The sequence below is a fragment of the Sphingomonas nostoxanthinifaciens genome (assembly GCF_019930585.1).
In the GTDB taxonomy this organism is placed as follows: Bacteria; Pseudomonadota; Alphaproteobacteria; order Sphingomonadales; family Sphingomonadaceae; genus Sphingomonas_I; species Sphingomonas_I nostoxanthinifaciens.
Map to the genome: position 1 here is coordinate 4,195,059 of NZ_CP082839.1, position 25,515 is coordinate 4,220,573.

Consider the following 25,515-nt stretch of genomic DNA (forward strand, 5'->3'; position numbering starts at 1 on the left):
GGAACGGGCTTAGCTGCGTGTGCGGGCGGTGCCCATCTCGGTCATCGCCGCCACGTCGATCGGGCGGCCATGATGGCGCAGCTCGATCGTCAGCCGTGGGGCGACGGCGGCCATGGTGCCGACCGAAGCGCCCGCGGGCACCCACGTGCCGACCGACGGTTCGACCCGGTCGAGCCCGGCCAGCAACGTCGTCCAGCCATGGCCGTGATCGAGGATGACGACCCCGCCATAGCCCCGGAACCGCCGTGCATAAGCAACGCGACCGAGCGCCGGCGCGACGACCTGCGCGCGCGCAATGGTGGCGAGCGTCAGGCCGCGCGCCAGCACCCCCGTCTCCAGCCGCTCCCCCGTGCCGCTGACGACGCTGCCATTGGCGGGCAAAGTGTAGACCGGGCGAAGCGGGAGCGGCGATGCCGGGTAAAGCGGAGCCGGCGGCAGCGGCAAGCGTGCCAGCCGAACCGTGACCGCCGCATCGCGTGCGCCGGCACGCGACGCTTCGGCGGCATTGGCGGCGTCGAGGGCATCGGCCAGCATCGCGCGTTGGGCGGTCAGCGTGGCGATCTGGCGCTCGATCGATGCGCTACGCTGCGCCACGCCCGGCGCCAGTGCACGATAGAGGGCGCCGGCGCGAAACGGATCGCCCTCGCTCCCGACCGCCAGAATATGCGTCAGCGGCGCGCGGGTGGCGGCGAGGCTCGTGCGCGCATCGGCCAGCGCACGGTCGGTCGCGGCGAGGCGCGGCGCCAGCGCGGCCGGGTCAGCTGCAGCCGCAAGGAAAGCGAGCAGCATCGTCAGCCCTCGCGATGATAAGGATGGCCGGCAAGGATGCTGGTCGCGCGCCACAATTGCTCGGCCAACATCGCGCGTGCCAGCATGTGCGGCCACGTCATCGCGCCGAACGAGAGGAGCATATCCGCCTGCGCGCGCGCCGCATCGTCGAAGCCGTCGGCCGCGCCGATCATGAATCGCGCCTCGCGCACGCCGTCGTCACGCCAGCGGCCGAGTCGTTCGGCGAAGGCGGTCGAGCCGAGGCTCGCGCCCTTTTCATCGAGCAGGATGAGGGTGGTGGCGGGAGCGCGTAGCGGCTCCTTGCCGCCGCGATCGGGCAGTTCGGTCACGCGCGTCGGCCACGCGATGCGGCCGAGATAGCGCTCGACAAGATCGGCCTCTGGCCCGCGACCGATCCGGCCGCGCGCGACGATGTGAAGCAGCACCCGGCGGACGCGTCAGGCGGTGCCGATCGCCTCACCGGTCGGGCGCGGTGCGTCGCCGAACGCCCACATCCGCTCGAGATTGTAGAAGGACCGCACTTCGGGCCGGAAAAGGTGGACGATCAGGTCGCCCGCGTCGATCAGCACCCAGTCGGCGGCGGGCATGCCCTCGATCCGCGGGCTGCGGCCGGTCTCGGCCTTGATAAGGTCGGCGAGCTTTGCCGCCATCGAGCCGACCTGGCGGCTGGAGCGGCCGGAGGCGACCACCATGTAATCGGCGATCGAGGATTTGCCCGCCAGCGGGATCGACACCGTCTCGACCGCCTGATCGTCGTCGAGCTGGGTGAGGATCAACCGGTGCAGGGCATCGATACTGTCGCCCGGATCGGCGGGGGGCTCGACCGCGTGCGCGGTCTGCATGGCAATGGCAGGCAAGGAACCTCCTAGGGGATCGAACGCCGCGTGACATGATCGCGCGGCGCCTTGGTTTCAAGGGACGTCGTCCAATCGGGCAGACACGCACGCAGCCGCGTGGCAGAGGTCGGATCGGGTCGAAAGCGCAACAGCACGAGCGCCGGCGGACTCCAACTCGTCCAGTGTCTTGCCTGGTCCCGGGGCCGGACGAAGCGCCGAAGCCAGCCCATTGCCGAAGCTCGATGGGCAGCCGCATCATAACCCGGACGGGCGATCACCGCAATCGGCATGGTGCGCGCAATCCGCCGCCAATCGCGCCATTGGTCGAATTGGGCGAGATTGTCGGCCCCCATCAGCCAGATGAAGCGCCGCTCGGGAAAGCGCCGCGCGATCCGGCGGAGCGTATCGGCGGTGTAGCGCGTGCCGAGCATCGCCTCGATCGCAGTCACGCGGATCGGGGCGTGGCGGGCGACGCGCACCGCCGAAGCCATGCGCTGCGCCATCGTCGCCATGTCGCCGGCGCCCTCCTTCAGCGGATTGCCGGGGGAGACCAGCCACCACACCTCGTCCAGTCCCAGCGCGTGCAGCGCGTAGAGGCTGATGCGGCGGTGGGCGGCGTGGGCGGGGTTGAACGACCCGCCGAGGAGACCGATCCGTTTCAAGGCCGCGTCTGGCCCGTGCCCCGCACCAGCCATTTGTAGGTGGTGAGCCCTTCGAGCGCGACCGGCCCGCGCGCGTGCAGCCGGCCGGTGGCGATGCCGATCTCGCCGCCCAGCCCGAATTCGCCGCCGTCGGCGAACTGGGTCGAGGCGTTCCACATCACGATCGCGCTGTCGACCTGCGCGAGGAAGCGCTCGGCGACACCCGAATCCTCGGTGACGATCGCGTCGGTGTGGTGCGATCCGTGCGCGGCGATGTGCGCCATCGCCTCATCGACGCCGTCGACCAAAGCGGCCGAGACGATCGCGTCGAGATATTCGGTGTCCCAATCCTCCTGCGTGGCCGGCACGGCGCGCGGCTCGATCGCGCGGATCGCGTCGTCGCCGCGCACCTCGCAGTCGGCGTCCACCAGCGCGCCGAGCACGTCGGCGGCGGCCGGGAAGGCGCGATCGATCAGCAGCGTCTCGGTCGCCCCGCAGACGCCGGTCCGGCGCAGCTTCGAATTGAGCGCAATCGCCTTGGCCTTGGCCGGATCGGCGGCACGATCGACATAGAGGTGATTGATGCCGTCGAGATGCGCAAGGACCGGCACCTTCGCCTCGGCCTGGACGCGCGCGACGAGGCTCTTGCCGCCGCGCGGCACGACCAGATCGATCAGCCCGGTCGCTCCCAACATCGCGCCGACCGCCGCGCGATCGGCGATCGGCACGAGTTGGATCGCGTCTTCGGGGAGGCCGGCGGCGTGCAAGCCGGTTACGAGGCAGGCGTGGATCGCGCGGTTGCTCTCGCGCGCTTCCGATCCACCGCGCAGGATCACGGCATTGCCCGCCATCATCGCCAGCGCGCCCGCATCGGCGGTGACGTTGGGCCGGCTTTCGTAGACGATGCCTATCACCCCCAGCGGCACGCGCACGCGGCTGAGCGCAAAGCCATTGGGCCGCTCGGCCCGGTCAATCTCCTGTCCCACCGGATCGGGCAGAGCGGCGATCGCCTCCAGCCCGGCGGCGGTGGCGGCGAGGCGGTCCGCGTCGAGCCGCAGCCGATCGAGCAGAGCCGGCGACAGGCCGGCGGCGGTCGCGCGCGCTACATCCTCCGCATTGGCGGCGAGCACGGTGGTCGCATCGTCGCGCAACGCCCGGGCTGCCGCCCGCAATGCAGCCGCCTTGGCCGCGGTCGGAACCTGCGCCAGCGTGGCCGCTGCAGCGCGCGCGCGGCGCGCCATCGCGCCGATCAGGGCGACGGCATCGGGAGGCGTGGGATCGGTCATCGTCCGCTTGTTCTAGCACAAAGCGGCATCGGCTCGACCACCCCTCGACGTGCGCTTTCGCATGCGCAACAATGCCGGGCATGAGCGGGGGCGAAGACACGATCGGATCGATCGCCACGGGCGCGCTGATCGCGGCCGAGATCGAGCTCGCGCATGCCGGTCACCCCGCGCTGGGCCATGACGCGCACGAGCCCTGCGCCAATTGCGGGACGGTGCGGCAGGGGCCCTATTGCCACGTCTGCGGCCAGGCGGGGCATGTCCATCGCAACCTCGGCGCGCTCGTCCACGACATCGCGCACGGCGTGTTTCATTTCGAGGGCAAGGTCTGGCACACCTTGCCATTGCTCAGCCTGAAGCCGGGCGAGCTGACCCGCCGCTACGTCGCGGGAGAGCGAGCGCGGTTCGTGTCGCCGATGGCGTTGTTCCTGTTCTCGGTCTTCCTGATGTTCGCGGTGGTGTCGAACCTCGCCGGTCATGGCAGCCCGACGGCCAAGGCGCTGGCGCAGAAGCACAATTTGCCGAGCGCGATCGCCAACAGCCGGGCGAAGCTCGCCGCCGCGCAGGCCGACCTCGCCAAGGCAGGCGATGGCGACGCGCGGATCAAGGCGACCGAGCGTCTCGCTGACCGCAAGGGCGATCTCGCCTCGCTGCTGGCGCTCCAGCAAACCCATGCCGCCGACGAAGGCGCGCAGGGCGAGGAGGCGCGCAAGACGATCGTGCAGGGCATGCGCATCAACACCGGCTGGAGCCGGCTGGACGGGATGCTGCGCCATACGGCCGACAACCCCGAGCTCGTCCTCTATAAAATGAAGACCTACGCCTACAAATATAGCTGGGCGCTGATCCCGATCTCGCTGCCCTTCCTGTGGCTGCTGTTCGCCTTCCGCCGCGACGTGGGCATGTACGATCACGCCATTTTCGCGATCTACTCGCTCAGCTTCATGTCGCTCGGCGTGGTGGTGCTGACCGCTCTGTCCGCGCTTGGCGTGCCGTCGGGCTTGATCTTTTTCGCGGTGGTGATCGTGCCGCCGCTCCACATGTACCGGCAGCTCAAGGGTGCCTATGGGCTCGGCCGGTTCGGCGCGGCGTGGCGTACCGTGGCTCTGCTCTGCATCACGGTCGTCACCTCCTCGCTGTTCGCGTCCTTCCTGTTCTACATGGGCAACGACTGACCCGCGATCACGCCACGGGTGACGATGTCGTGCCGGGGCCGGGCACTAATTTTTTGGGGTGGCTGCGCCGATGCGCCTCACCTAGCCCGGCGCCATGAGCATGCGGGCGAATGACGGTTTTGCAGCGCTGACCGAGCGCGAGAAGCAGACGCTCCGGCTGATCGTCCGCGGCCACGACGCAAAATCGATCGCGCGCAGCCTCGGCCTTTCGGTCCATACGATCAACGAGCGCCTGCGCGACGCGCGCCGCAAGATGGCGGTATCGAGCAGCCGCGAGGCGGCGCGTCTGCTGCTGGCGGCCGAAGGCGGCGAGCTGGCACCGCTTTCCCCCCATTTCCTTGGGGACACGGCAATCGGGGAAGACGCGCCCCGCCCGCCGATCGATCTGGAAACCGCGCCGATCGGCGGCGCACGGCGGGCCGACCGCCGTCCGTGGATCATCGGAGGTTCCGTCATGACGTTCGCTCTCGGCCTGCTGGCGCTCGCCGCATTGGCCCAGCCTGCCGCCTCGCCCGCGCCGACACCGGCCGCCACCGCGGCGACGCAAAGTACGGAGGTCGTCGACATGGCCCAGAAATGGCTGGCGCTGCTCGACCAGCGGCGGTGGGACGACAGCTATGCGGCGACCGGCGCATCGTTCCGCAAGCTGAACACGGCGCAGGTGTGGGCGTCGGTATCCGAACAGGCGCGGGCGCCGCTCGGCGCGATGATTTCGCGCACCGTCCTCAGCCAGGAAACGCTTCCCGCGCCGCCAGCCGGCTACGAGGTGGTGAAATTCCGGACGCGCTTCGCCAAGAAGGACGAAACCGTGGAGACGGTCACGCTCGACCGCGAGGATGGCGGCTGGCGGGTCGTGGGCGTGATGATCGGCTGAGTGCGCCGCCGGCCTCAGTCGGCATCGTCCCGTGCTGCGAGGTCCATGAAGTTGCGCGCCGCCTCGCGATCCTCCGCATGCTTGAACGCCACGTCCAGATCGGGCGCGGCGGCGAGCATGTGGAGCAGCGCCCACAAGGCGAAGCGCCGCCCGCGATCGGTTTCGAGGCCGAGATCGACCCGCATCCGCTCGATGCCCGACTCCAGCGCCTCGGGCGGGATCGCGCCCGGATCGTCGGTGCCGAAATAGCGCCGGAGCTGGTCGCCGAAATCCATCGCGTCAGGGCTGCGGGATCGGATCGGGCTCGGGCGCGGTCGTCGCCTGCTCGATCAGCGGCCATGGCAGGATGCCGACCGCGTTGATGTCGGCGAAGGTCTTGCGCACGTCGAACGGCAGGCCGGCGCGCTCCGCCGCATGCTTCTGCCGCGCGATCAGCCGGTCGAGCAGCAGCTTGCCGGTGACGTAGCTGGAGCCATAGCCCGGCTGGCGAAGATACAGCAGTTGCTCGAACCCGACGAGCGGATTGGCCGGATCGGACCAGCCGCGCGGCGTCCACGAGGCGTGGAAGTGGCCGGCATGCGCGAGGTCGATCATGTTGGCCTGCACGTAGAGCGAGGCGAGGCCGCGCGCCGCGCGATTGGCGAGCATGGTCCAGACGAGTTCGCGCCCGCGTGGCTCGTCGTCATACAGCCCCGCCTCCATCGTCACCTCCTCGAAGGCGGTGGCGAAGCCCTCCGAACGCGCGGCGTAGATGTTGAACAACGGTGCGCCCGCACGGATCGGGTCGGCGTTCGGCTCAAGTCGGATGCGCGCGAGTTCGATCCAGTGGATGTCGTGCGCGTAGAGCGGCACCGGATCGCGCGCGGTGACGTGGAGGAAGAAGTTGCGCTCGGCCAGCGGCGCATAGACGTTGGTCTGCGCCGCCAGCGCCGCGCGGTAATAAGGCCGGTCGGGCTCGAAGCCCTGGGCCATCACGAAATCGGTGTAGCGCTTCATCCGCGCGATCGCGAAGGCGTCGTAGCGCGCCTTGTCGTCGATCGGATCGAGCGGCGGCAGCGCGCGATTGTGCGCCTCCTCCAGCGCGAGCCCGGCCCAGGCGCGCTCCAGCTCGCGCTTGAGCAGCGCCACCTGCTCGTCCCAGCTGTAGGGCACGAGCTGGACGTGCTTCATGTACCAGTCGTAATTGTCCTTGCCGACGCCCGACGGCCCGGTCTTCTTCGGCGCCTCGGCGGCGATCCACGTCGCGAAATCGGCGGTGGCGGTGCGCGCCGCCTCGGCCGCCTTGCGCACGTCCGGTCCCGTGCCCGCGAGCGTGGCTTTGAGGTGGCCGTCATGCGTGCGCATGTCGAGCGTGCCGGCGATCAGCCCTGCGAGCACGTCCGCCTGTTCCTTGAAGGCGCGCGCGCCATAGTGCCACAGATCGGCGCCGTTGCCTGCGGCGAGCGTCTGCTTCGCGCGGGCAAGCAATACCGGCACGCCCGCCAGCTGCTGCGCCAGCGCATGCGCGTCGGCGGCGCTCAGCGGATATTTGTAGGCGAACAGATCAACGTGGCCGGCCGAGGGGCCTTCGTGCGCGGGAACGTCGCTCTCCTCGCCGAACACCGTGACGTAATAATCGGGATCCTGCGCCCACGGCTTGCGCACGCGCAGGTCGAAATCGAAGCCGTTCATCTCGGCCTCGATCAGTTGCGCGTCGATGCGGTCGGTGTCGGTCCAGCCGGCGCGGTCGAGCCCCGCCAGCCGCGCGCGTAGCGCGACGAGCCCGGTCGTCTTTTGTGCAAGCGCCGCCGGGCCGAAATCGGCCACGTTCGAAGTAAGGGTCGGCGCGGCGAGCTTGCGCCAGTCGACGAACAGCGCCTGCAGCGCCGGATTGCCGACCGATCCCGGCGCGACCAGCGCCTGCGCCGCCGCCGGCGCAAGCAGGCTCGCGGCCAAAGCCAGCTTCATCGTCCGCGCAAATCCCAAACGTGCCATGCCTGCCCCTCTTGTCCGTGCCCGCGCTTCTATGAACGAGCGAAGGGCACGCCGTCCACCGCACTCGACGGCGTGAATTATGCGCGATACGTCACGGACATGCGCGCCCTGACCCTCCTGATCGCCCTCGCCGCCACCTCGGCCCTCGCCGAGCCCGCCGTCTCCCCGCGCGGCCAGGCGTGGTGGCACGACATCGCCGTCCTCGCCGACGACAATATGGAGGGGCGGCTGACCGGCACGCCCGGTTACCAGCGCGCGGCGGACTATGTGATCCAGCGCTTCCGCGCCGAAGGCCTCGCGCCCGCCGGCGAGCATGGCGGCTACATCCAGACGATCGCGTTCCAGGAGCAGGTGGTCGATCAGCATGCGTCGACCGCCGCCCTGGTCGCGGCCGACGGCACCGCCGCACCGCTCGCGGTCGGCGACGCGCTGATCCTGTCGCCCGCCGGTGCGCCGCGCCCGGCCAGCGTCGATGCGCCTTTGGTGTTCATCGGCTATGGCCTGCATTTGCCGGCGCAGGGGCATGACGACCTGAAGGGGCTCGACCTGCGCGGCAAGATCGCCGTGTTCATTTCGGGCGGGCCGGCCGCGCTGGCCGGGCCGGTCAAGGCGGCCAATCGCAACGCTCGCGCCGAATTTCTGGCGGCGGCGGGCGCGGTCGGCATGATCACGCTCAACACGCCGAAGCAGATCGAGATTCCGTGGGCGCGGCAGAAACTGCTCGCCTCGCAGACCGGCATGTATCTCGCCGATCCTGCGCTGCGCGAAATGCCCGACGGCTTCGTCAGCGGCTCGATCGATCCGGCGCAGGCCGAGCGGCTGTTCGCCGGCTCGGGCCACAGCTTCGACGAAATGGCCGCCTTGGCCGACGCATCGCAGCCGGTGCCGACCTTTGCGCTACCGCTCCGCCTGCGCGCGACCATCGCCGCGCAGCGCCGCGCGGTGACCGCCCCCAACGTGATCGCGAAGCTGGAAGGGTCTGATCCCACGCTGCGCAGCGAATATGTCGCGCTGTCCGCGCATCTCGACCATGTCGGCGTCGGCGAGGCGATCGATGGCGACCGCATCTACAACGGTGCGATGGACGATGCCTCGGGCGTCGCCAGTGTGCTCGACATCGCCCACCGACTGAAGGCGGGGCCACGGCCGAAGCGGTCGATCCTGTTCGTGATCGTCGCGGCGGAGGAGAAGGGCCTGCTCGGCTCGCATTATTATGCGCTGCGGCCGACCGTGCCCAAGGGCAGTATCGTCGCCGACCTCAATTTCGACATGCCGCTGCCGCTGTGGCCGCTGACGACGGTGCTGGCGCAGGGCGATGCCGAAAGCTCGCTGGGTGCGGCCGCGCGCACCGTGGCGGCGCAGAACGGGCTGTCGCTGATCGCCGATCCGCTGCCCAACCGGAACAGCTTCGTGCGTACCGACCAGTTCAGCTTCGTCAAGGCGGGCATCCCCGCGCTCGCCTTCAAGTTCGGCTTCGCGCCTGGCACCGACGCGTTCCGCATCGAGCATGACTGGCGCGCCACGCATTATCACGCGCCTTCGGACGACGTGAACCAGCCGGGCGTGTTGAAGGACGAGGCGATCAAGCTCGACGATTATGTCGCGGCGCTCGCCCGCACCGTGGCCGACACGCCGGCGCGGCCAGTGTGGCTTTCCGGCAGCGTTTTTAATCCCGCGAACAAGGCTCCCTGACGCGCCCGTTGGCAAGCCACCGACGCTCGGCTAGGGGCGGCCGCGGACGACGGCCTGCCGCCGTCCGACAGATCGCGCCGGTGCCTCGCGAGAGGCTGAAATGGGAATGCGGTACGGACGGGCCTTTCCGTCTCAAACCGCGGCTGTCCCTGCAACTGTGAGCGGCGAGCAGACTGCATTGGCCCTCGATCGAGGGGGCAGCCACTGGCGGCCGGGTGACGGCGGCTGGGAAGGCCATGCAGCCCGCTATGACCCGCGAGCCAGGAGACCTGCCGGCGCTTCGGTCGCTCTTGCCACGGTCCAGGGGATGGCCATGGCACGGTTACGTTCCGTCTGAGCGACGAACCCATGCGGCGGGGCCGCGCGGGTGCGTGCTGACGGGCGTCCGGTGCCCGCCTGTCTGCGCGCGCCCGGCCGATGCACGCCATCGGTGACGCCCCGCCTTCGTTGCTCAGTTGCCGGGGGACAGAATCATGAAGACCACGCTCACCACGTTGCTGGCGCTCGGCCTCGCCGCGCCGGCCTTCGCCCAATCCAATCCGACCGTGCCGACGGTCGACGCCAATGGCGACGCGATCGTCGTCACCGCCACGCGCTCGGCCGACGCGATCCCGGTCGACCTGCTCGGTTCGTCGATCACCGTGCTCGACGCCGCCGCGCTCGACCAGCGCCAGACGCGCGTCGTGTCCGACGTGCTGCGCGACGTGCCCGGCGTGGCGGTGAGCCGCACCGGCGCGGTCGGCGGGTTCACGCAGGTCCGGTTGCGCGGCAGCGAGGCCAATCACACGCTCGTGCTGGTCGACGGCATCAAGGTGAGCGATCCCTTCTACGGCGAGTTCGACTTCGGCACGCTGATCGCCGACGAGAGCGCCAAGATCGAGGTGCTGCGCGGCCAGCAATCGTCGCTCTACGGCTCCGACGCGATCGGCGGCGTCATCAACTACATCACCTCGACGGGCGCGGAGGCGCCGGGCATCCGTCTGCGCGCCGAGGGCGGATCGTTCGGCACGTTCAGCGGCGGCGCGCGCGCTGCCGGCGTGGCGGGCGACCTCGATTACGCGCTCACCTCCAGCTACATCCACACGCGCGGCTATCCGGTGGCGGTCGGCGGCAGCCGCGACGTCGGCTCCGACGATGTCGGCGCATCGGCCAAGGCGACGTGGACGGCGGCGCCCAACGTGAAGCTGACCGGCGTCGCGCGCTACAGCTATACCGACGCCGACACCGACGACAGCGACAATGATTTCACCAGCGCCACCTATGGCCGCACGATCGATTCGCCCGGCGTGCATTATCGCAACGAGGCATTCTATGGCCTGCTGCGCGGCCAGTGGGATCTGCTCGACGGTCGCTTCAGCAACGTCGTGGTCGGCCAGCTCGCCGATACCAAGCGCGACGGCTACGACGTCGCCGACGGCTCGGCGCCTGCGCCGGGCAAGCCGATCGCGCGCACCTCGGGCGACGACGGCCACCGCTACAAGGGCTCGTACCAGGGCACGTTCCGCTTCGGCACTGACACGATCAAGCAGAGCGTCACCGCTGCGGTCGATTACGAGCATGAGAGCGAGCGCACGACCGTCTCGCAGTTCGGCGCCTTCCTCGGCTGGCGGCACACCAACAATACCGGCATCGTCGGCGAATATGAGCTGACCGCGAATGACCGGCTGGGCTTCGGCGCATCGGTGCGGCGCGATCTCAATTCGCGCTTCGCCGACAGCACCACCTGGCACGTGCAGAGCAGCTACAAGTTCGACGAGGGCACGCGCATCCACGCCGCCGGCGGATCGGGCGTGAAGGCGCCGACCTTCAGCGAGCTGTTCGATTATTATGTCGGCCGCTACATCGGCAATCCGAACCTGAAGCCAGAAAAATCGACCGGCTGGGAGGCGGGCATCGGCCAGTCGCTGCTGGGCGATCACATCACGCTGGACGCGACCTATTTCGACAACCGCCTGCGGGACCAGATCACCACCGTCTACGACGCCAATTTCGTCGCGAGCTCGGTCAACCTGCCCGGTCGGACGCACCAGCGCGGCGTCGAATTGTCGGCGGCGGCGAAGCTGGACGGCGGCTGGCGCTTCGACGCGAGCTACACCTACCTGCACGCGCCGCAGGACCAGACGGTCACGCTCGATCCCGCCACCTTCGCCAGCGGCACGGTCTCGGCGCAGGCGGTGCGGCGTGCCAAGAGCATCGCCAGCGCCAGCCTCAACTGGTCGCCGCCCGAGCAACCGTTCACCGTCACCGCGACGGTGCGCTACAATGGCCGCCAGAACGATTTGTTCTACGGCTACTTCCCGCCGCTGCTGGAAAAGCTGCGTTCGTTCACGCTGGTGAACCTCGCCGCCACCTACCGCCTCACGCCCAAGATCGAGCTGTTCGCGCGCGGCGAGAACCTGCTCAACCGCAAATATCAGGAGATCTACAGCTACGCCGCGATGGGCCGCGCGGGTTATGGCGGCGTGCGCGTCGCCTTCTGATGCGGCGTGCGGCGGCCTTCGATCTGGCGGGCGAGGCTCCACGCCGCGTCGACATAGGCCGGACCGCCGCACACCGTCCACGCCTCGGGCAGATAGAGGCGCGGGATGCCGGCCAGCGCCGGGTGGTGGAGCATCTCGGTGCCCTGATCGGCGACGTGCGCACTGCCGCGCGCCACGATCAGATAATCGGGCTGCGCCGCCACCATCGCCTCGAGCGACACCTGCGCGAGCGCGGGCTTGCCGAGGCGTCTGGCGAGATTGACGAGGCCGACGCGGCCCATCAGTTCGTCGACCAAAGTGCCCGTGCCGGTGAGATAGCCGCGCCGCTGATAATCGGCGGCGATGCGGCCCGCGCCGACTTGCGGCAGATGCGCGAGCGCCGCGTCCATCCGCGCCACCAGCGCCGCGCCGCGATCGGCGTGGCCCACCGCCTCGGCCATCGCCCGGATCTGCGCGACGATGTCGGCATAGCTTTGCGCATAGGACAGATCGAGCGCGCGCACCGGCCTGCCGCCGAGCTGCGCGAGCAACGCCGCGCGCGCCGGCGACGCGCCCACCACCAGATCGGGATCGATCGCCAGCACCTGCTCGACCGCATCGGACAATCGGCGAAGCCCGCGCGCCTGCGCGGCGGCCGCCGACATCGCCGGATCGGTCGCGTTGCGGCTGAGCGCGGCAATCTGACCGCGATCGGCAAGCGCCAATACAAGCTGGTCGGTGCACAGGTTGAGCGAGACGATACGCCGCGGCGGCGCGGCGACGGCGGCGGCCCCGCCCAGCAGCGCCACCAGCGCCGCGATAACATGCCGGACGCGCTTGTTCACGACTCTGCTCTTAGCCGGGGCGCGCAAACGGGCAAGCGCACACAGCGGCGATCGGCTAGCGTCCGGCGATGCCGCGCATGATCCGCTCCCGCCATCCGGCTTTGCTGCCCGCACTGGCGGCGCTTGCGCTGGCGGCGGGCTGCGCCTCGCTCGCATTCGGGCCGGTGCCGATCGCGCCCGGCCGGCTGGCGGCGGTGCTGACCGGCCATGGCGACCGCATCGCCAGCGCGATCGTGCTCGGCCTGCGCCTGCCGCGCGCCGTGTTGGGGCTCGCGGTCGGCGGGATGCTCGGGCTCGCCGGGGCGGCGCTGCAGGGCTATCTGCGCAATCCGCTGGCCGAGCCGTCGGTGCTCGGCACCGCCAACACCGCCGCGTTGGGCGCGGTGGCCGCGATCTATTTCGGGCTGGCTGCCGCGCATCCGTTGCTGTTGCCATTGCTCGCAATCCTCGGCGCATTGGGATCGCTCGCGCTGCTGGCATTGCTGTCCGGCCGCGCCGAGGGGCCGCTTACGTTGATCCTCGCCGGCATCGCGGTCGGGACGGTTGCGGGCGCGGGCATCAGTCTCGCGCTCAACCTGTCGCCCAATCCGTTCGCGGCGATGGAGATCATGAACTGGCTGATGGGCTCGCTCGAGAATCGCTCGGTGGCGCATGTCTGGATCGCGCTGCCCTGCGTCGCGGTCGGCACCTCGCTGCTGCTGCTCGACGGCCGCGCGCTCGATGCGCTGACGCTGGGCGAGGATGGCGCGCGCGCGCTCGGCGTCGACCTGGCGCGCACGCGGCTGCGACTGCTGCTCGGCGTCGCGATCGGCGTCGGCGGCGCGGTGGCGGTGTCGGGCGCGATCGGCTTCGTCGGGCTGATCGTGCCCCATCTGGTGCGCCCGCTCACCGACCGCAGCCCATCGGCGGTGCTGCTGCCGTCGATGCTCGCGGGCGCGGCCTTGCTGACGCTGGCCGACGTCGCGGTGCGGCTGATCCCGACCACCGCCGAGCTGAAGCTGGGCGTGGTCACCGCCTTCCTCGGCGTGCCGGTCTTCCTCGTCCACCTGCTGCGCGAGCGCCGGCTGTGGTGACGATCGCGCTGGAGGGGCTCGACGTCGCGCTCGGCGGCCGGCGCGTGGTCGAGGGGGCGACCGCGACGCTGACGGGCGGCGCGCTGATCGGCATCGTCGGGCCGAACGGCGCCGGCAAGTCGACCTTGCTGCGCGCGATGCTCGGGCTGATCGCACCGGCGGCGGGGCAGGCGACGATCGACGGCCGTCCGCTGCCCAACTGGCCGCGCCGTGACCTCGCCCGCATCCTCGCTTATTTGCCGCAGGGGCAGACGCTGCACTGGCCGATGACGGTCGCGCGGCTGGTCGCGCTCGGCCGGCTGCCGCATCTGGCGCCGTTGTCGCGGCTGGCCGAGGCGGATGCCGCCGCGGTCGAGACCGCGCTCGCCCGCGCCGACGCGCTCGCGCTGCGCGACCGCATCGCGACCGAATTGTCCGGCGGCGAGCGCGCGCGCGTGCTGCTGGCGCGCGCATTGGCGGTAGGCGCGCCCGCCTTGCTCGCCGACGAGCCGCTGGCCGCGCTCGATCCGGGACATCAGCTCGACGTCATGGCGCTGCTGGCCGAGGAGGCGCGCGGCGGCGGGCTGGTGGTGGCGGTGCTGCACGATCTGACGCTCGCCGCGCGTTTCTGCGACCGGCTGCTGCTGATGGATCGCGGCCGCATCGTCGCCGATGGCACGCCGCGCGACGTGCTCACCCCCGAACGGCTGGCGCAGGTCTACTGCATCCGCGCGGCGATCGTCGAAACCGATGAGGGCCCGGCGATCCTGCCGCTCGCCCGCGCGCCACGCTGAGCGCCGATGGTGCCGGCCGTCGGAATCGAACCGACGACCTACCGCTTACAAGGCGGTTGCTCTACCAACTGAGCTAGGCCGGCCCACCGCCGCGCTTCTTAGCGCGAGACGATCAGACGGTGAAGCTCTCGCCGCAGCCGCAGCTGCCCTTGGCATTGGGATTGACGAAGACGAAGCCGGCGGTGAAATCGTCCTCCACCCAGTTCATCGTCGATCCGATCAGATAGAGGATCGAGCCGCCGTCGACGTAGAAGTCGCCGCCCGGCGTCGCGATCTTCTCGTCCAGCGGATCGACCGACGTCACATAGTCGACCGAATAAGCGAGACCCGAGCAGCCGCGCCGCGGGGTCGAGAGCTTGACGCCCACCGCATCGGCCGGCGCCTGCGCCATCAACGCGGCGATGCGCGCCTCGGCCGACGGCGTGAGGATGAGCGCGGCCGGTCGCGCGCGTAGCTTGGTCGCCATCACAACATCCCCAGTTCGAGCTTGGCCTCGTCCGACATCTTCTGCGGATCCCATGGCGGATCCCAGACGAGATTGACCTCGGCGGTGCCGACGCCGGGCACCGAGCCGACGCGCAGTTCAACCTCGCCCGGCATCGATTCGGCGACCGGGCAATTGGGCGTGGTCAGCGTCATCGCCACCGCGACATGGCCGTCGGTGGTGATGTCGACGCCGTAGACCAGCCCGAGATCGTAGATGTTCACCGGAATCTCCGGATCGTAGATTTCCTTGAGCGCGTCGATCACCGCCTCGTAGAGGTCGCCGCCGATCTCGCCCGCTGCGGCGGCCGGCTGCGGCGCCATGAAGCCGGCAAGATAGTCGCGCGAGCGCCCGTCGCCGGCGGCGTCATCGACGCGCGCCTTGGGCGGCGCGGGCACGCCCTCAACCTCCTCGATCGCGATCCTGCCGTCCGTATCCATCATCCGAATATCCGCCTTACCCGCTCGATACCCTCGACCAGCCGGTCGACATCGGCCGGCCCGTTATAGACGCCGAAGCTCGCCCGCGCCGTTGCCGGTACGCCCAGCGCCTCCATCAGCGGCTGGGCGCAATGATGGCCGGCGCGGATGGCGACCTGTGCTTCGTCCAAGATGGTGCCGACATCGTGAGGATGCACCCCCTCGACCGCGAAACTGACGATGCCCGCGGCATCCTCCGGCCCGAAGACGGTGACGCTGTTGATCGAACCGAGCGCATCGCGCGCGCGGGCGACGAGGGCCGTTTCGTGCGCGTGGATCGCGTCGAGCCCGATGCCCTCGACATAGTCGATCGCGGCATGCAGCCCGAGCGCGCCGACGATGTGCGGCGTGCCCGCCTCGAACCGCGTCGGCGCGGGGGCATAGGTTGTGCGCGCGAAGGTCACGCGGTCGATCATCGATCCGCCGCCCTGCCAGGGCGGCATCGCGTCGAGCAGCTCGGCGCGCGCCCACAGGCAGCCGATGCCCGTCGGCCCGTAAAGCTTGTGGCCCGAAAAGACGTAGAAGTCGCAGCCCAGCGCCTGCACGTCGACGCCGAGGCGCGGCACCGCCTGGCAGCCGTCGACCAGCAATTTCGCGCCGACCGCATGCGCCATCTCGGCGGCGCGCTTCACGTCGAGCACCGAGCCGAGCACGTTCGAGACATGCGCCAGCGCGACCAGTTTGTGCGCGGGCGTCAGCATCGCCTCGGCGGCATCGAGATCGATCCGGCCATCGGGCGTGAGCGGCGCGGCGTCGATCTCGATGCCGGTGCGGTCGCGCAGCAGCTGCCACGGCACGATGTTGCTGTGATGCTCCAGCGTCGAGAGCAGGATGCGGTCGCCCGCCTTGAGGTGGGTGGCGCCCCAGCTCTGCGCGACGAGGTTGATGCCCTCGGTCGCGCCGCGCACGAACACGATCTCGTCGGCGCTGGCCGCGCCCAGCAGTCGCGCGCAGGCGGCGCGCGCCGCTTCGTAGGCGAGCGTCATGTCGGCCGAGCGCTGATAGACCCCGCGATGCACCGTCGCATAGGTTTCGCCATAAGCGCGCGCGATCGCGTCGATCACGGGCTGTGGCTTCTGCGCGGTGGCGGCAGTGTCGAGATAGGCCCAGCCGGCGGGAATGGCCGGGAAATCGGCGACAAGGTCCAAGGGTGTGGCTGCCCTCTCCCGTGGGGAGAGGGAGGGGCCCGTCGCGTCAGCGACGGGAGGGTGAGGGGCTCCAGCGAGGTCGGTCACCCTCACCCTCCCACCGTTTCACGGCGGGGCCCGCCCTCTCCCGTCGGGAGAGGGGAAGCATCCAACCATTGCGCCGCCGCGTCCGCGAACACCTCGCGCGCGCGCTCCTCGCCGATGCGGTCGAGCGCGTCGGCGACGAAGGCGCGGGTGAGCAAGGCGCGCGCCTGCGCCGGCAGCAGCCCGCGCGATTCGAGGTAGAACAAGGCCTGCCGGTCGAGCTCGCCCACGGTCGCGCCGTGCGCGCACTTCACGTCGTCAGCGAAGATCTCCAGCTCGGGCTTCAGATTCACCGTCGCCGCGCGCTTGAGCAGCAGACCGCGCAGCGACTGCTCGCCATCGGTCTGCTGCGCATCGCGCGCCACCTCGACCCGCGCGGCGAGGCTGACCGTCGCGCGATCGTCGGCGACGGCGCGCCACAGCTGGCGGCTCGATCCGCCCGGCGCCGCATGGCGCACCGCCACCGCGGCCTCGTGCCGCTGTTGTCCGCGCGCGAGCAAAGCGCCGCCAAATTCCACGAAGGCGCCCGGCCCGGCCGATTCGAGTTGCGCATCGATGCGGCTGTCCGCCCCGCCCGCGCCAAGGATCGTGGTGACGAGGCTCGCGCCGGTCGCGATCTCCGCTTCGTCGCGCGTCGAGACGAAGCCGCTATGCTGCACCAGCCGGATCGCGCGCATCAGCCGCGCATGGGGGGCGAGGTCGATCCGCGTCAGGCGGTTGGCCCAGCCCTCGCCGGCATAGGTCTCGACGATGCTCGCCTGCGCGCCTTCGCCCAGCGCGATCCGCGCGGGCAGGTGGCTGGAACCGCCGGTGCCGACATGCAGGATCTCGATCGTGCCGACCGGCGCATGGTCGATCGCCAGCTCGAGCGTCCAGCCGTCGCCGGTGACGAGGCTGCCGAGCGGATGCGCGCTCGCCGCCGCGACCGGCCCGATCGCGAGCGGCCGGATATCGCTCAAGGCCGGCTCGAAGCGGCCGTCGACGAACAGCAGGCGCGGGCCGCCGCAGCCGATCCACAGATCATGGACGTCGACCACGCCGCCGCGCGGCTCCGCATCGGCAAAGGCGGGCAATGCCGACAGATCGGACCAGCGCCATGCCTCGTCGCGCGCCGACGGAAGGGCGAGCGCGACGGTCACGCGGCGATCGCTCCATAGCCTTCGCGCTCGAGCTCGTGCGCCAGCTCGGCGCCGCCCGAGCGGACGATGCGGCCGCCCGCCAGCACGTGGACGAAATCGGGCTGCACATAATCGAGCAGGCGCTGATAGTGGGTGATGAGCAAGACCGCCTTATCGGGGCGGCGCATGATCGTGTTGATGCCGGCGCCGACCGCCTTGAGCGCATCGATGTCGAGCCCGCTGTCGGTCTCGTCGAGGATGGCGAGCTTCGGGTCGATGATGCCCATCTGTACCATCTCGGCGCGCTTCTTCTCGCCGCCCGAAAAGCCGACATTGACCGGGCGCTTGAGCATTTCCGGATCGAGGCCCAGGCTTGCCGCCTGCGCGCGGGCGAGCTTCAGGAACTCCGCGCCCGACAGCGGCTCCTCCCCGCGTCCGCGCCGCTGCGCGTTCAGCGCCTCGCGCAGGAACTGCAGGTTGGAGACGCCGGGAATCTCGACCGGATATTGAAAGCCGAGGAACAGGCCGTTGGCGGCGCGCTCGTGCGGGGCGAGTTCGGCGAGGTCGAAGTTGAGGAAGTTGAGGGTTCCGTCGGTCACCTCATAGCCCGGCCGGCCGGCCAGCACGTAGGCGAGCGTCGACTTGCCCGCGCCGTTCGGCCCCATGATCGCATGGACCTCGCCCGCATTCACGGCGAGATCGAGCCCCTTGAGGATCTGCTTGCCGTCGACTTCGGCGTGGAGGTTGGAAATCTGTAGCATTGTCATTCCATGAAGCCCTCTCCCTGGGGGAGAGGGTTGGGTGAGGGTGTGCGACGATGAAGGCAGGATACGACGCTGCGCGTCGCGCCCTCACCCCAACCCTCTCCCCGCTGGGGAGAGGGAGTGCATCGCCTGATCATCCGACCGAGCCCTCGAGGCTGACCCCCAGCAGCTTCTGCGCCTCGACCGCAAACTCCATCGGCAGCTGCTGCAGCACTTCCTTGGCGAAGCCGTTGACGATCAGCGCCACCGCCGCTTCCTGATCGAGCCCGCGAGACATGGCGTAGAAGAGCTGATCGTCGCTGATCTTCGAGGTGGTCGCCTCATGCTCGATCTGCGCGGAGGGGTTGCGCACCTCGATATAGGGCACGGTGTGCGCGCCGCATGCGCTGCCGAGCAGCAGGCTGTCGCACTGGGTGAAGTTGCGGACATTCTCGGCGGTCGGCCCGACGCGCACCAGCCCGCGATAGGTATTGTCCGAGCGCCCGGCCGAAATGCCCTTCGACACGATCGTCGAGCGCGATCCCTTGCCGAGATGGATCATCTTCGTCCCGGTATCGGCCTGCTGGCGGTTGTTGGTGACCGCGACCGAATAGAATTCGCCGACACTGTTCTCGCCCGCCAGCACGCACGACGGATATTTCCACGTGATCGCGCTGCCGGTCTCGACCTGCGTCCACGACACCTTGCTGTTGCGGCCCTGGCAGAGCGCGCGCTTGGTGACGAAATTGTAGATGCCGCCGCGGCCCTGGGCATCGCCCGGATACCAGTTCTGCACGGTCGAATATTTGATCTCGGCATCGTCCAGCGTGACCAGCTCGACCACCGCGGCGTGGAGCTGGTTCTCGTCGCGCATCGGCGCGGTGCAGCCCTCGAGATACGAGACGTAGGCGCCCTTGTCCGCGACGATCAACGTGCGCTCGAACTGACCGGTATTGGCGGCGTTGATGCGGAAATAGGTGCTGAGCTCCATCGGGCAGCGCACGCCTTCGGGCACGTAGACGAAGGTGCCGTCGGAGAAGACCGCCGCGTTGAGTGCCGCGAAATAATTGTCGTGGATCGGCACGACCTTGCCCAGCCATTTGCGGACGAGATCGGGGAATTCCTTCACCGCCTCGCTGATCGAGCGGAAGATGACGCCGGCGCGATCGAGCTCGGCGCGGAAGGTCGTCGCGACCGAGACGCTGTCGAACACCGCGTCGACCGCCACCTTGCGCGCGCCCTCGACCCCGGCGAGCACCTTCTGCTCCTCGATCGGGATGCCGAGCTTCTCATAGGTACGCCGGATTTCGGGATCGAGTTCGTCGAGGCTGGCGAGCGTCGGCTTCACCTTGGGCGCCGCGTAATAATAAGCGTCCTGATAGTCGATCGGCGGGATGTCGAGCTTGGCCCAATCCGGCGACTCCATCGTCAGCCAGTGGCGATAGGCCTTCAGCCGCCAGTCGAGCATCCATTCGGGCTCGCCCTTCTTGGCGGAGATGAAGCGGACCGTATCCTCGGACAGGCCCTTGGGTGCGAACTCCTGCTCGATGTCGCTGGTGAAGCCCCATTCATAGGGCTTCTCGACGGCCGCATAGGCCTCCGCATTCTTCGTCGCCATCAGTTCACCGCCTCGCCGGCAGGGATCGTTCCCGCCAGGCTTTCCAAGGAAACATTCGCCAGCGCGCCACGCAGCGCGCCGTTCACCACCGACCAGTGCGGCTTGACCGCGCATTGCCGGTCGAGCGCGCATTCGTGGCGCCCCTCGTCAACGCACGCGGTCAGCGCAATCGGCCCCTCCACCGCCTCGACGATGTCGGCGAGCGAGATGCTCGCCGCCGGCCGTGCGAGGTGGAAGCCGCCGCCGGCGCCGCGTGCCGACACGATCAGCCCCGCCGCCGCCAGCCGCCCGACCAGCTTCTGCACCGTCGGCAACGGCACGCCGGTTTCCTCCGCCAGCGTCGTGGCGTTGGCGCGCGCCGATCCGCCCCGCGCGGTGGCGGACAGGAGCACGACGGCATAATCGGCGAGGTTTGAAAGGCGCATCTGCTAATCGGATCGAATTGGTCGGATTGCACATAGGCCCGGATCGCCGCCCGTCAAGCCGCGAACCGGCCGGCCCGCGCAGTTGGGGGATGACGAGTGGGCCGACGCGAGGCCATAGCGGGGCATGGCGCTCTATCCCCTGCTTCGCCCCCTGCTGTTCCGGATGGATGCCGAGCGCGCGCACCATTTCGCGCTCGCGGCGCTCGCGCGGATGCCCGCGCGCCGACCTGCCTACGATCCGGGACTCGCCGTGACCGTCGCGGGCATCGACTTTCCCTCGCCGGTGGGCCTCGCCGCCGGGCTCGACAAGGATGCCGCGGCGGCGGACGCCCTGCTCGGCCTCGGCTTCGGCTCGGTCGAGGTCGGCACGGTCACGCCGCAGCCGCAGGCGGGCAATCCGCGCCCGCGCCTCTTCCGGCTGGAAGCGGATGAGGGCATCATCAACCGGATGGGCTTCAACAATCGCGGCCACGCCGCCGCCTTTGCGCGGCTGGCACGACGCGACCGCAGCCTGGGCATCGTCGGCGTCAATATCGGCGCGAACAAGGATGCGGCCGACCGGATCGCCGATTATGCCGTCGGCGTGCGGACGATGGCGCCGGTCGCCGATTATCTGACGGTCAACATCTCCTCGCCCAACACGCCGGGGCTGCGCAGCCTGCAGGACGCGCAGGCGCTCGACGCGCTGCTGGAGGCGGTGATGGCGGCGCGGCCGGCGGGCGGCCCGCCGATCTTCCTGAAGATCGCGCCCGATCTCGCCCCCGCCGACATCGACGCGATCGCGCGCGTGGTGATCGACCGGCGAGTCGATGCGCTCATCATCGGCAACACCACGCTCAGCCGCCCGCCGCTCGCATCGCGCCATCGCGACGAGGCCGGCGGCCTGTCGGGCAAGCCACTGCAGAGCCTTGCCGCCGCACGGCTGCGCGACGTGCGCCGCGCGACCGGCGGGGGGGTGCCACTGGTGGCGGTGGGCGGGATCGACAGCGGCGCGGAGGCCTATGCGCGCATCTGCGCGGGGGCGAGCCTCGTCCAGATCTACTCCGCGATAATTTTTTCGGGTCCATCGCTTCCGCGACGGATCCAAACGGAACTGGCCGCGTTACTGGTTGCGGATGGCCACTCCAGTATCCGTTCGGCCATCGGTATCGGCGACCCGTCACCCTAGACGACGGGCGTTTAGGAGAGGATGCCGATGCTGGACGACGGCACGCCGCAATCAGCCGTTCCCGCGATCGTCAGCGTGCTGGTCTTCCTCGGCGCCAATTACGTGATCGGCTATAATATCGGCGAGGGCACGACCCGCTCGCCCGCTGCCGGCGTCGCGTTCGCCGCGATCATGCCCTGCCTGACGTTGCTGCTGCTCGCGCTGACCGGCGGCGGCGCGGTACGGCGCGGCGCCATTCCCCGCGACGAATAAGCGAATTCTTTCTTCGGCATGGCGGTTGCCGCCACCGCTTGCCGCGCGGCGACGAGGCCTTATGACCGCGGCATGATCCGGCGCCTGCTCTGTCTCGCCGCAGCGTGCGCGCTCGGCTGTTCCCAGTCCCTCCCCGCACGCGCGCCGCGCACCGAGCCGGGCATGGTCTCTGCCGCCGATCCGCGCGCGGCGGCGGCCGGTGCCGAGATCCTGCGCGCCGGCGGCAGCGCGGCCGATGCGGTGATCGCGATGATGCTCGCGCTCAACGTCGTCGAGCCGCAAAGCTCGGGCATCGGCGGCGGCGGCTTCATGGTCCACCACGATGCGCGCGCCGGCACGACCGATACGTTCGACGGGCGCGAGATGGCGCCGGCAGCGGCGGACGACCATTGGTTCTATCGCGACGGCCAGCCGCTGTCGCACGGCGCCGCGATCCCGGGTGGCCGCAGCGTCGGCGTGCCCGGCAATCTGCGGATGATGGCGCTGGCGCATGCCAAGCATGGCCGCCTGCCGTGGGCGCAATTGTTCCAGCCGGCGATCCGGCTGGCACGCGACGGCTTCGCTGTGACGCCGCGCCTGCATAATTCGCTCGGCCAATATGGCGGCCATGTCGACGCCTGGGCGCGCGGCCATTTCTTCGGTCCCGATGGGCAGGCATGGCCGGTCGGCGCGATCCTCAAGGATCCCGAACAGGCCGCCCTGTTCGCGCGCATCGCCAAGGAAGGCCCCGGCGCCTTCTACACCGGCGCCAATGCCGAGGCGCTGGTGCGCGCGGTCAACGGCGCCGCGCGCAACCCGTCGAAGATGACGGCGGCCGACCTGACCGACTATGCCGCGCATGATCGGCCGCCAGTGTGCGGCACCTATCGCATCTATCGCGTCTGCGGGATGGGCTCGCCCTCGGCGGGCGGCACGACCGTGCTGATGATCCTGAAGCAGCTCGAACGCTTCGACATGGCGAAGCTGGGCAAGGATTCGGCAGTCACGTGGCACCTGCTCGCCGAATCGGAGCGGCTGGCTTATGCCGATCGCGACGCGTGGATGGGCGATACCGATCATGTGACGGTGCCGACCAAGGGGTTGCTCGATCCCGCCTATCTCGCCAGCCGCTCGGCGTTGATCGCACCCGAGCGGACGATGGCGAAGGTGACGCCCGGCACCCCGCCGGGCGCGCCCACGCCGCCCCGCGCGGTGCCGATCGACGAGCATGGCACCACCGACATGGTCGCGGTTGATCGGCAGGGCGACGTCGCCGAGGTGACCTCGACGATCGAGAGCCCGTTCGGATCGGGGCTGACCGTCGCCGGGCTGTTCCTCAACAACGAGCTGACCGATTTCGACATCGTGCCCGTGCGCGACGGCGCGCTCGTCCCCAACCGGGTCGGCCCGCACAAACGGCCGCGCAGCTCGATGTCGCCGACGATCGTCTACGGCCCCGACGGGCGCGTGCGAATCGCGCTCGGCGCGGCGGGCGGCTCGACCATCATCGCGCAGGTGGCGAAGGCGCTGGTCGCGGTGCTCGACTGGCATATGAGCGCGCAGGACGCGATCGCGCTCGGCCTGCTCTACGCGCCATCGGTGGGCGGGGTGGCCGAGCAGGGCACGCAGCTCGAGCCGATGATGCCCGCGCTCGCGCAACTGGGCGAGACCTTGCGCGTCGCCCCGCTCGGCCTCAAGGCCAATGCGATCGAACGCGTCGGCGGCCATTGGCGCGGCGCGGCCGATCCGCGCAGCGAAGGCGTGGCGCTAAGCGAAACCGGCGCGTCCGGCACGATCACCCGCGCCACGCGACTGAAGAACACGCCGCCCGAATAAGAGGCGGCGGGCAGGAGACCCGATGCTCGATCTCGACACGATGCCGAACCTCGTCGCCTTGTTCTTCCGGCAGGCGGCGGACCAGGGCGATGCGCCCTTCCTGTGGGCGAAGGATGCCGACCGCTGGCAGCCGCTGAGCTGGCGCGAGAGCGCGATCCGTGTCGCGAAATTGGCCGAGGCGTTGCGCGCGCTGGGGCTGGAGCGCGGCGACCGGGTGATGCTGGTGGCGGAGAACCGCCCCGAATGGGCGATCGCCGATCTCGCGATCATGGCAGCGGGTGGCATCACCGTGCCGGCCTATACCAGCAACACCGTGGCCGATCATGTCCACGTCGCCGAGAATAGCGGCGCGCGCGCGGCGATCGTCTCCACCGCAAAGCTCGCGAAGCCGCTGCTGCAGGCGCTGGCGCGCTCCTCGACCTGCGACATCGCGATCACGATCGAGCCGGGCCCACGCGAGCGGATCGGCGCGCTGCGGCTGTACGAGTGGCAAGCGCTGCTCGATGCGCAGCCGGGCGACGTCGCCGCCTGTGCTGCAGGGGCGGGCTTCGCGCGGAGCGACACCGCCTGCATCATCTATACGAGCGGCACCGGCGGCTCTCCGCGCGGCGTGCCGCAGCATCACGGCGCGATCCTGCGCAACGTCGCCGGCTGCCGCCAGATCATCCTCGACGATTTCGCGCATGGCGACGAGGTGTTCCTGAGCCTGCTGCCGCTGAGCCACGCCTACGAGCATTCGGGCGGGTTGCACCTGCCGATCGCGCTGGGCGCGCAGATCTATTATGCCGAGAGCATCGACCGGCTCGCCGCCAATATCGAGGAGGTGCGGCCGACGATCATGATCGTTGTGCCGCGCCTGTTCGAGTTGCTGCGCGCGCGCATTCTGAAACAGATCGAGAAGCAGGGCGGCCTCGCCCAGCGCCTGCTGGAGCGCGCGCTGGCGCTGGGCCGCAAGGAACGGCGCGGGATCGCGGATCGTCCGCTCGACCTGCTGCTCGACCTGACCATCCGGCGCAAGATCCGCGCGCGCTTCGGCGGGCGGCTGAAGGCGCTCGTCTCGGGCGGCGCGCCGCTCAATCCCGAGGTCGGCGGCTTCTTCGACGCGCTGGGGCTGACCCTGCTGCAGGGCTATGGCCAGACCGAGGCGGGGCCGGTCATTTCGTGCAACCGCCCGCGCGCGGGCATCCGGCTCGACACGGTCGGGCCGCCGCTCGACGGCGTCACCGTGCGCATCGCGCCCGATGGCGAGATCCTCGTCCAGGGCGAGAATGTGATGCACGGCTATTGGCGCAACGATGCCGAGACCGCGCGCGTGCTGGTCGACGGCTGGCTGCACACCGGCGACGTCGGCCATGTCGACGATGCCGGTCGCATCGTCATCACCGATCGCAAGAAGGATCTGATCGTCAACGACAAGGGCGACAATGTCTCGCCGCAGCGGGTCGAGGGCATGCTGACGATCGAGCCCGAGATCGCGCAGGCGATGGTGGCGGGCGACCGCCGGCCCTATCTGGTCGGGCTGGTGGTGCCCGATGCCGAATGGCGCGCGACGCTGCCGCCGGGGGCCGATCCCGCGCGCCTGCTGATGGCGGCGGTCGACCGCGTGAACGCCGGCCTGTCGACCACCGAGCGGGTGCGGCGCATCCTGGTGGCCGACGAACCCTTCGCGATCGAGAATGGCGAGCTGACGCCGTCACTGAAGGTGCGGCGCCACGTGCTGCGCGCCCGCTACGGCGCGCGCCTCGACGCGCTCTACGCGCGCTGAGC

At 69.9% G+C, this 25,515-nt stretch carries 25 protein-coding genes, 1 tRNA gene and 1 riboswitch; of the genes, 10 read left to right on the forward strand and 16 right to left on the reverse strand.

Going from position 1 to position 25,515, the window contains the following annotated elements:
* Nucleotides 1–9 precede the first annotated feature (9 nt).
* The 5 genes from K8P63_RS20130 to K8P63_RS20150 are packed head-to-tail and all read right to left on the reverse strand — an operon-like array spanning nt 10 to nt 3,552.
* Nucleotides 10–789, reverse strand: a complete 780-nt coding sequence (locus K8P63_RS20130) for a murein hydrolase activator EnvC family protein (protein WP_223797752.1) — start codon at nt 787–789, stop codon at nt 10–12.
* Between the two features lie 2 nt (nt 790–791).
* Nucleotides 792–1,214, reverse strand: a complete 423-nt coding sequence (locus K8P63_RS20135; protein ID WP_223797753.1) for a 23S rRNA (pseudouridine(1915)-N(3))-methyltransferase RlmH — start codon at nt 1,212–1,214, stop codon at nt 792–794.
* Between the two features lie 12 nt (nt 1,215–1,226).
* Complete coding sequence (rsfS, locus tag K8P63_RS20140) at nt 1,227–1,631, reverse strand: ribosome silencing factor (protein ID WP_223799893.1); 405 nt, start codon at nt 1,629–1,631, stop codon at nt 1,227–1,229.
* Nucleotides 1,632–1,654: 23 nt separating this feature from the next.
* Nucleotides 1,655–2,287, reverse strand: a complete 633-nt coding sequence (locus K8P63_RS20145; RefSeq protein WP_223797754.1) for a nicotinate-nucleotide adenylyltransferase — start codon at nt 2,285–2,287, stop codon at nt 1,655–1,657.
* Nucleotides 2,284–3,552 (reverse strand): glutamate-5-semialdehyde dehydrogenase, encoded by a 1,269-nt coding sequence (locus tag K8P63_RS20150; RefSeq protein ID WP_223797755.1) that lies wholly within the window; start codon nt 3,550–3,552, stop codon nt 2,284–2,286. The genes K8P63_RS20145 and K8P63_RS20150 overlap by 4 nt, the downstream gene beginning before the upstream one ends.
* An 80-nt stretch (nt 3,553–3,632) precedes the next feature.
* Between K8P63_RS20150 and K8P63_RS20155 the strand changes: the two genes are divergently transcribed.
* A complete protein-coding gene (locus tag K8P63_RS20155) occupies nt 3,633–4,724 on the forward strand; it encodes a DUF3667 domain-containing protein (protein WP_223797756.1) in 1,092 nt (363 codons plus the stop codon).
* A 94-nt stretch (nt 4,725–4,818) separates the two neighbouring features.
* Nucleotides 4,819–5,598 carry a helix-turn-helix domain-containing protein gene (locus K8P63_RS20160; protein WP_223797757.1) on the forward strand — a complete coding sequence of 260 codons (780 nt, stop codon included), beginning with the start codon at nt 4,819–4,821 and terminating at the stop codon, nt 5,596–5,598.
* Nucleotides 5,599–5,612: 14 nt separating this feature from the next.
* Here the strand turns inward: K8P63_RS20160 and K8P63_RS20165 are convergent, their stop codons facing one another.
* Nucleotides 5,613–5,873 carry an Erv1/Alr family FAD-linked sulfhydryl oxidase gene (locus K8P63_RS20165; RefSeq protein ID WP_223797758.1) on the reverse strand — a complete coding sequence of 87 codons (261 nt, stop codon included), beginning with the start codon at nt 5,871–5,873 and terminating at the stop codon, nt 5,613–5,615.
* 4 nt (nt 5,874–5,877) lie between these two features.
* Complete coding sequence (locus K8P63_RS20170) at nt 5,878–7,572, reverse strand: DUF885 family protein (RefSeq protein WP_223797759.1); 1,695 nt, start codon at nt 7,570–7,572, stop codon at nt 5,878–5,880.
* Nucleotides 7,573–7,671: 99 nt separating this feature from the next.
* Here K8P63_RS20170 and K8P63_RS20175 point away from each other — a divergent pair, with 99 nt between their 5' ends.
* Entirely contained in the window at nt 7,672–9,264 is a 1,593-nt protein-coding gene (locus tag K8P63_RS20175; protein ID WP_223797760.1) for a M28 family metallopeptidase, read from the forward strand.
* Nucleotides 9,265–9,325: 61 nt separating this feature from the next.
* A riboswitch (cobalamin riboswitch) is annotated at nt 9,326–9,555 on the forward strand.
* 182 nt (nt 9,556–9,737) lie between these two features.
* Nucleotides 9,738–11,744 (forward strand): TonB-dependent receptor plug domain-containing protein, encoded by a 2,007-nt coding sequence (locus K8P63_RS20180; RefSeq protein WP_223797761.1) that lies wholly within the window; start codon nt 9,738–9,740, stop codon nt 11,742–11,744.
* Here K8P63_RS20180 and K8P63_RS20185 read toward each other — a convergent pair.
* A complete protein-coding gene (locus tag K8P63_RS20185; protein ID WP_223797762.1) occupies nt 11,717–12,568 on the reverse strand; it encodes an ABC transporter substrate-binding protein in 852 nt (283 codons plus the stop codon). The genes K8P63_RS20180 and K8P63_RS20185 overlap by 28 nt on opposite strands.
* A 77-nt stretch (nt 12,569–12,645) precedes the next feature.
* Here K8P63_RS20185 and K8P63_RS20190 point away from each other — a divergent pair, with 77 nt between their 5' ends.
* Both K8P63_RS20190 and K8P63_RS20195 read left to right on the forward strand, forming a co-directional pair.
* Nucleotides 12,646–13,641 carry a FecCD family ABC transporter permease gene (locus tag K8P63_RS20190; RefSeq protein WP_223797763.1) on the forward strand — a complete coding sequence of 332 codons (996 nt, stop codon included), beginning with the start codon at nt 12,646–12,648 and terminating at the stop codon, nt 13,639–13,641.
* Complete coding sequence (locus K8P63_RS20195; RefSeq protein ID WP_223797764.1) at nt 13,635–14,414, forward strand: ABC transporter ATP-binding protein; 780 nt, start codon at nt 13,635–13,637, stop codon at nt 14,412–14,414. The genes K8P63_RS20190 and K8P63_RS20195 overlap by 7 nt, the downstream gene beginning before the upstream one ends.
* A 7-nt stretch (nt 14,415–14,421) precedes the next feature.
* On the opposite strand, the gene K8P63_RS20200 is transcribed toward K8P63_RS20195, so the two are convergent.
* The 8 genes from K8P63_RS20200 to K8P63_RS20235 form a co-directional block, all read right to left on the reverse strand.
* Nucleotides 14,422–14,497: transfer RNA gene (locus tag K8P63_RS20200), tRNA-Thr, on the reverse strand.
* 29 nt (nt 14,498–14,526) lie between these two features.
* Nucleotides 14,527–14,880 (reverse strand): HesB/IscA family protein, encoded by a 354-nt coding sequence (locus tag K8P63_RS20205; protein ID WP_223797765.1) that lies wholly within the window; start codon nt 14,878–14,880, stop codon nt 14,527–14,529.
* Nucleotides 14,880–15,338 (reverse strand): SUF system Fe-S cluster assembly protein, encoded by a 459-nt coding sequence (locus tag K8P63_RS20210; protein WP_223799894.1) that lies wholly within the window; start codon nt 15,336–15,338, stop codon nt 14,880–14,882. The genes K8P63_RS20205 and K8P63_RS20210 overlap by 1 nt, the downstream gene beginning before the upstream one ends.
* Entirely contained in the window at nt 15,338–16,525 is a 1,188-nt protein-coding gene (locus tag K8P63_RS20215; protein WP_223797766.1) for a cysteine desulfurase, read from the reverse strand. Before K8P63_RS20215 ends, K8P63_RS20210 begins: the two co-directional genes overlap by 1 nt.
* Before the next feature lie 89 nt (nt 16,526–16,614).
* Entirely contained in the window at nt 16,615–17,748 is a 1,134-nt protein-coding gene (locus K8P63_RS20220) for a SufB/SufD family protein (protein ID WP_223797767.1), read from the reverse strand.
* Nucleotides 17,745–18,488 (reverse strand): Fe-S cluster assembly ATPase SufC, encoded by a 744-nt coding sequence (gene sufC, locus K8P63_RS20225; protein ID WP_223797768.1) that lies wholly within the window; start codon nt 18,486–18,488, stop codon nt 17,745–17,747. The genes K8P63_RS20220 and sufC overlap by 4 nt, the downstream gene beginning before the upstream one ends.
* 136 nt (nt 18,489–18,624) lie before the next feature.
* Nucleotides 18,625–20,088, reverse strand: coding sequence for a Fe-S cluster assembly protein SufB (gene sufB, locus K8P63_RS20230; protein ID WP_223797769.1), 1,464 nt, complete (start codon nt 20,086–20,088; stop codon nt 18,625–18,627).
* Nucleotides 20,088–20,513 (reverse strand): SUF system Fe-S cluster assembly regulator, encoded by a 426-nt coding sequence (locus tag K8P63_RS20235; protein ID WP_223797770.1) that lies wholly within the window; start codon nt 20,511–20,513, stop codon nt 20,088–20,090. Before K8P63_RS20235 ends, sufB begins: the two co-directional genes overlap by 1 nt.
* A gap of 124 nt (nt 20,514–20,637) precedes the next feature.
* On the opposite strand from K8P63_RS20235, the gene K8P63_RS20240 reads away from it, so the two are divergent.
* From K8P63_RS20240 to K8P63_RS20255, 4 genes are all read left to right on the forward strand, one after another.
* A complete protein-coding gene (locus K8P63_RS20240) occupies nt 20,638–21,681 on the forward strand; it encodes a quinone-dependent dihydroorotate dehydrogenase (RefSeq protein ID WP_223797771.1) in 1,044 nt (347 codons plus the stop codon).
* Nucleotides 21,682–21,702: 21 nt separating this feature from the next.
* A complete protein-coding gene (locus K8P63_RS20245) occupies nt 21,703–21,933 on the forward strand; it encodes a hypothetical protein (RefSeq protein ID WP_223797772.1) in 231 nt (76 codons plus the stop codon).
* 72 nt (nt 21,934–22,005) lie between these two features.
* Entirely contained in the window at nt 22,006–23,748 is a 1,743-nt protein-coding gene (locus K8P63_RS20250; RefSeq protein WP_398288075.1) for a gamma-glutamyltransferase family protein, read from the forward strand.
* 22 nt (nt 23,749–23,770) lie between these two features.
* Nucleotides 23,771–25,513 (forward strand): AMP-dependent synthetase/ligase, encoded by a 1,743-nt coding sequence (locus tag K8P63_RS20255; RefSeq protein WP_223797773.1) that lies wholly within the window; start codon nt 23,771–23,773, stop codon nt 25,511–25,513.
* Nucleotides 25,514–25,515 lie beyond the last annotated feature (2 nt).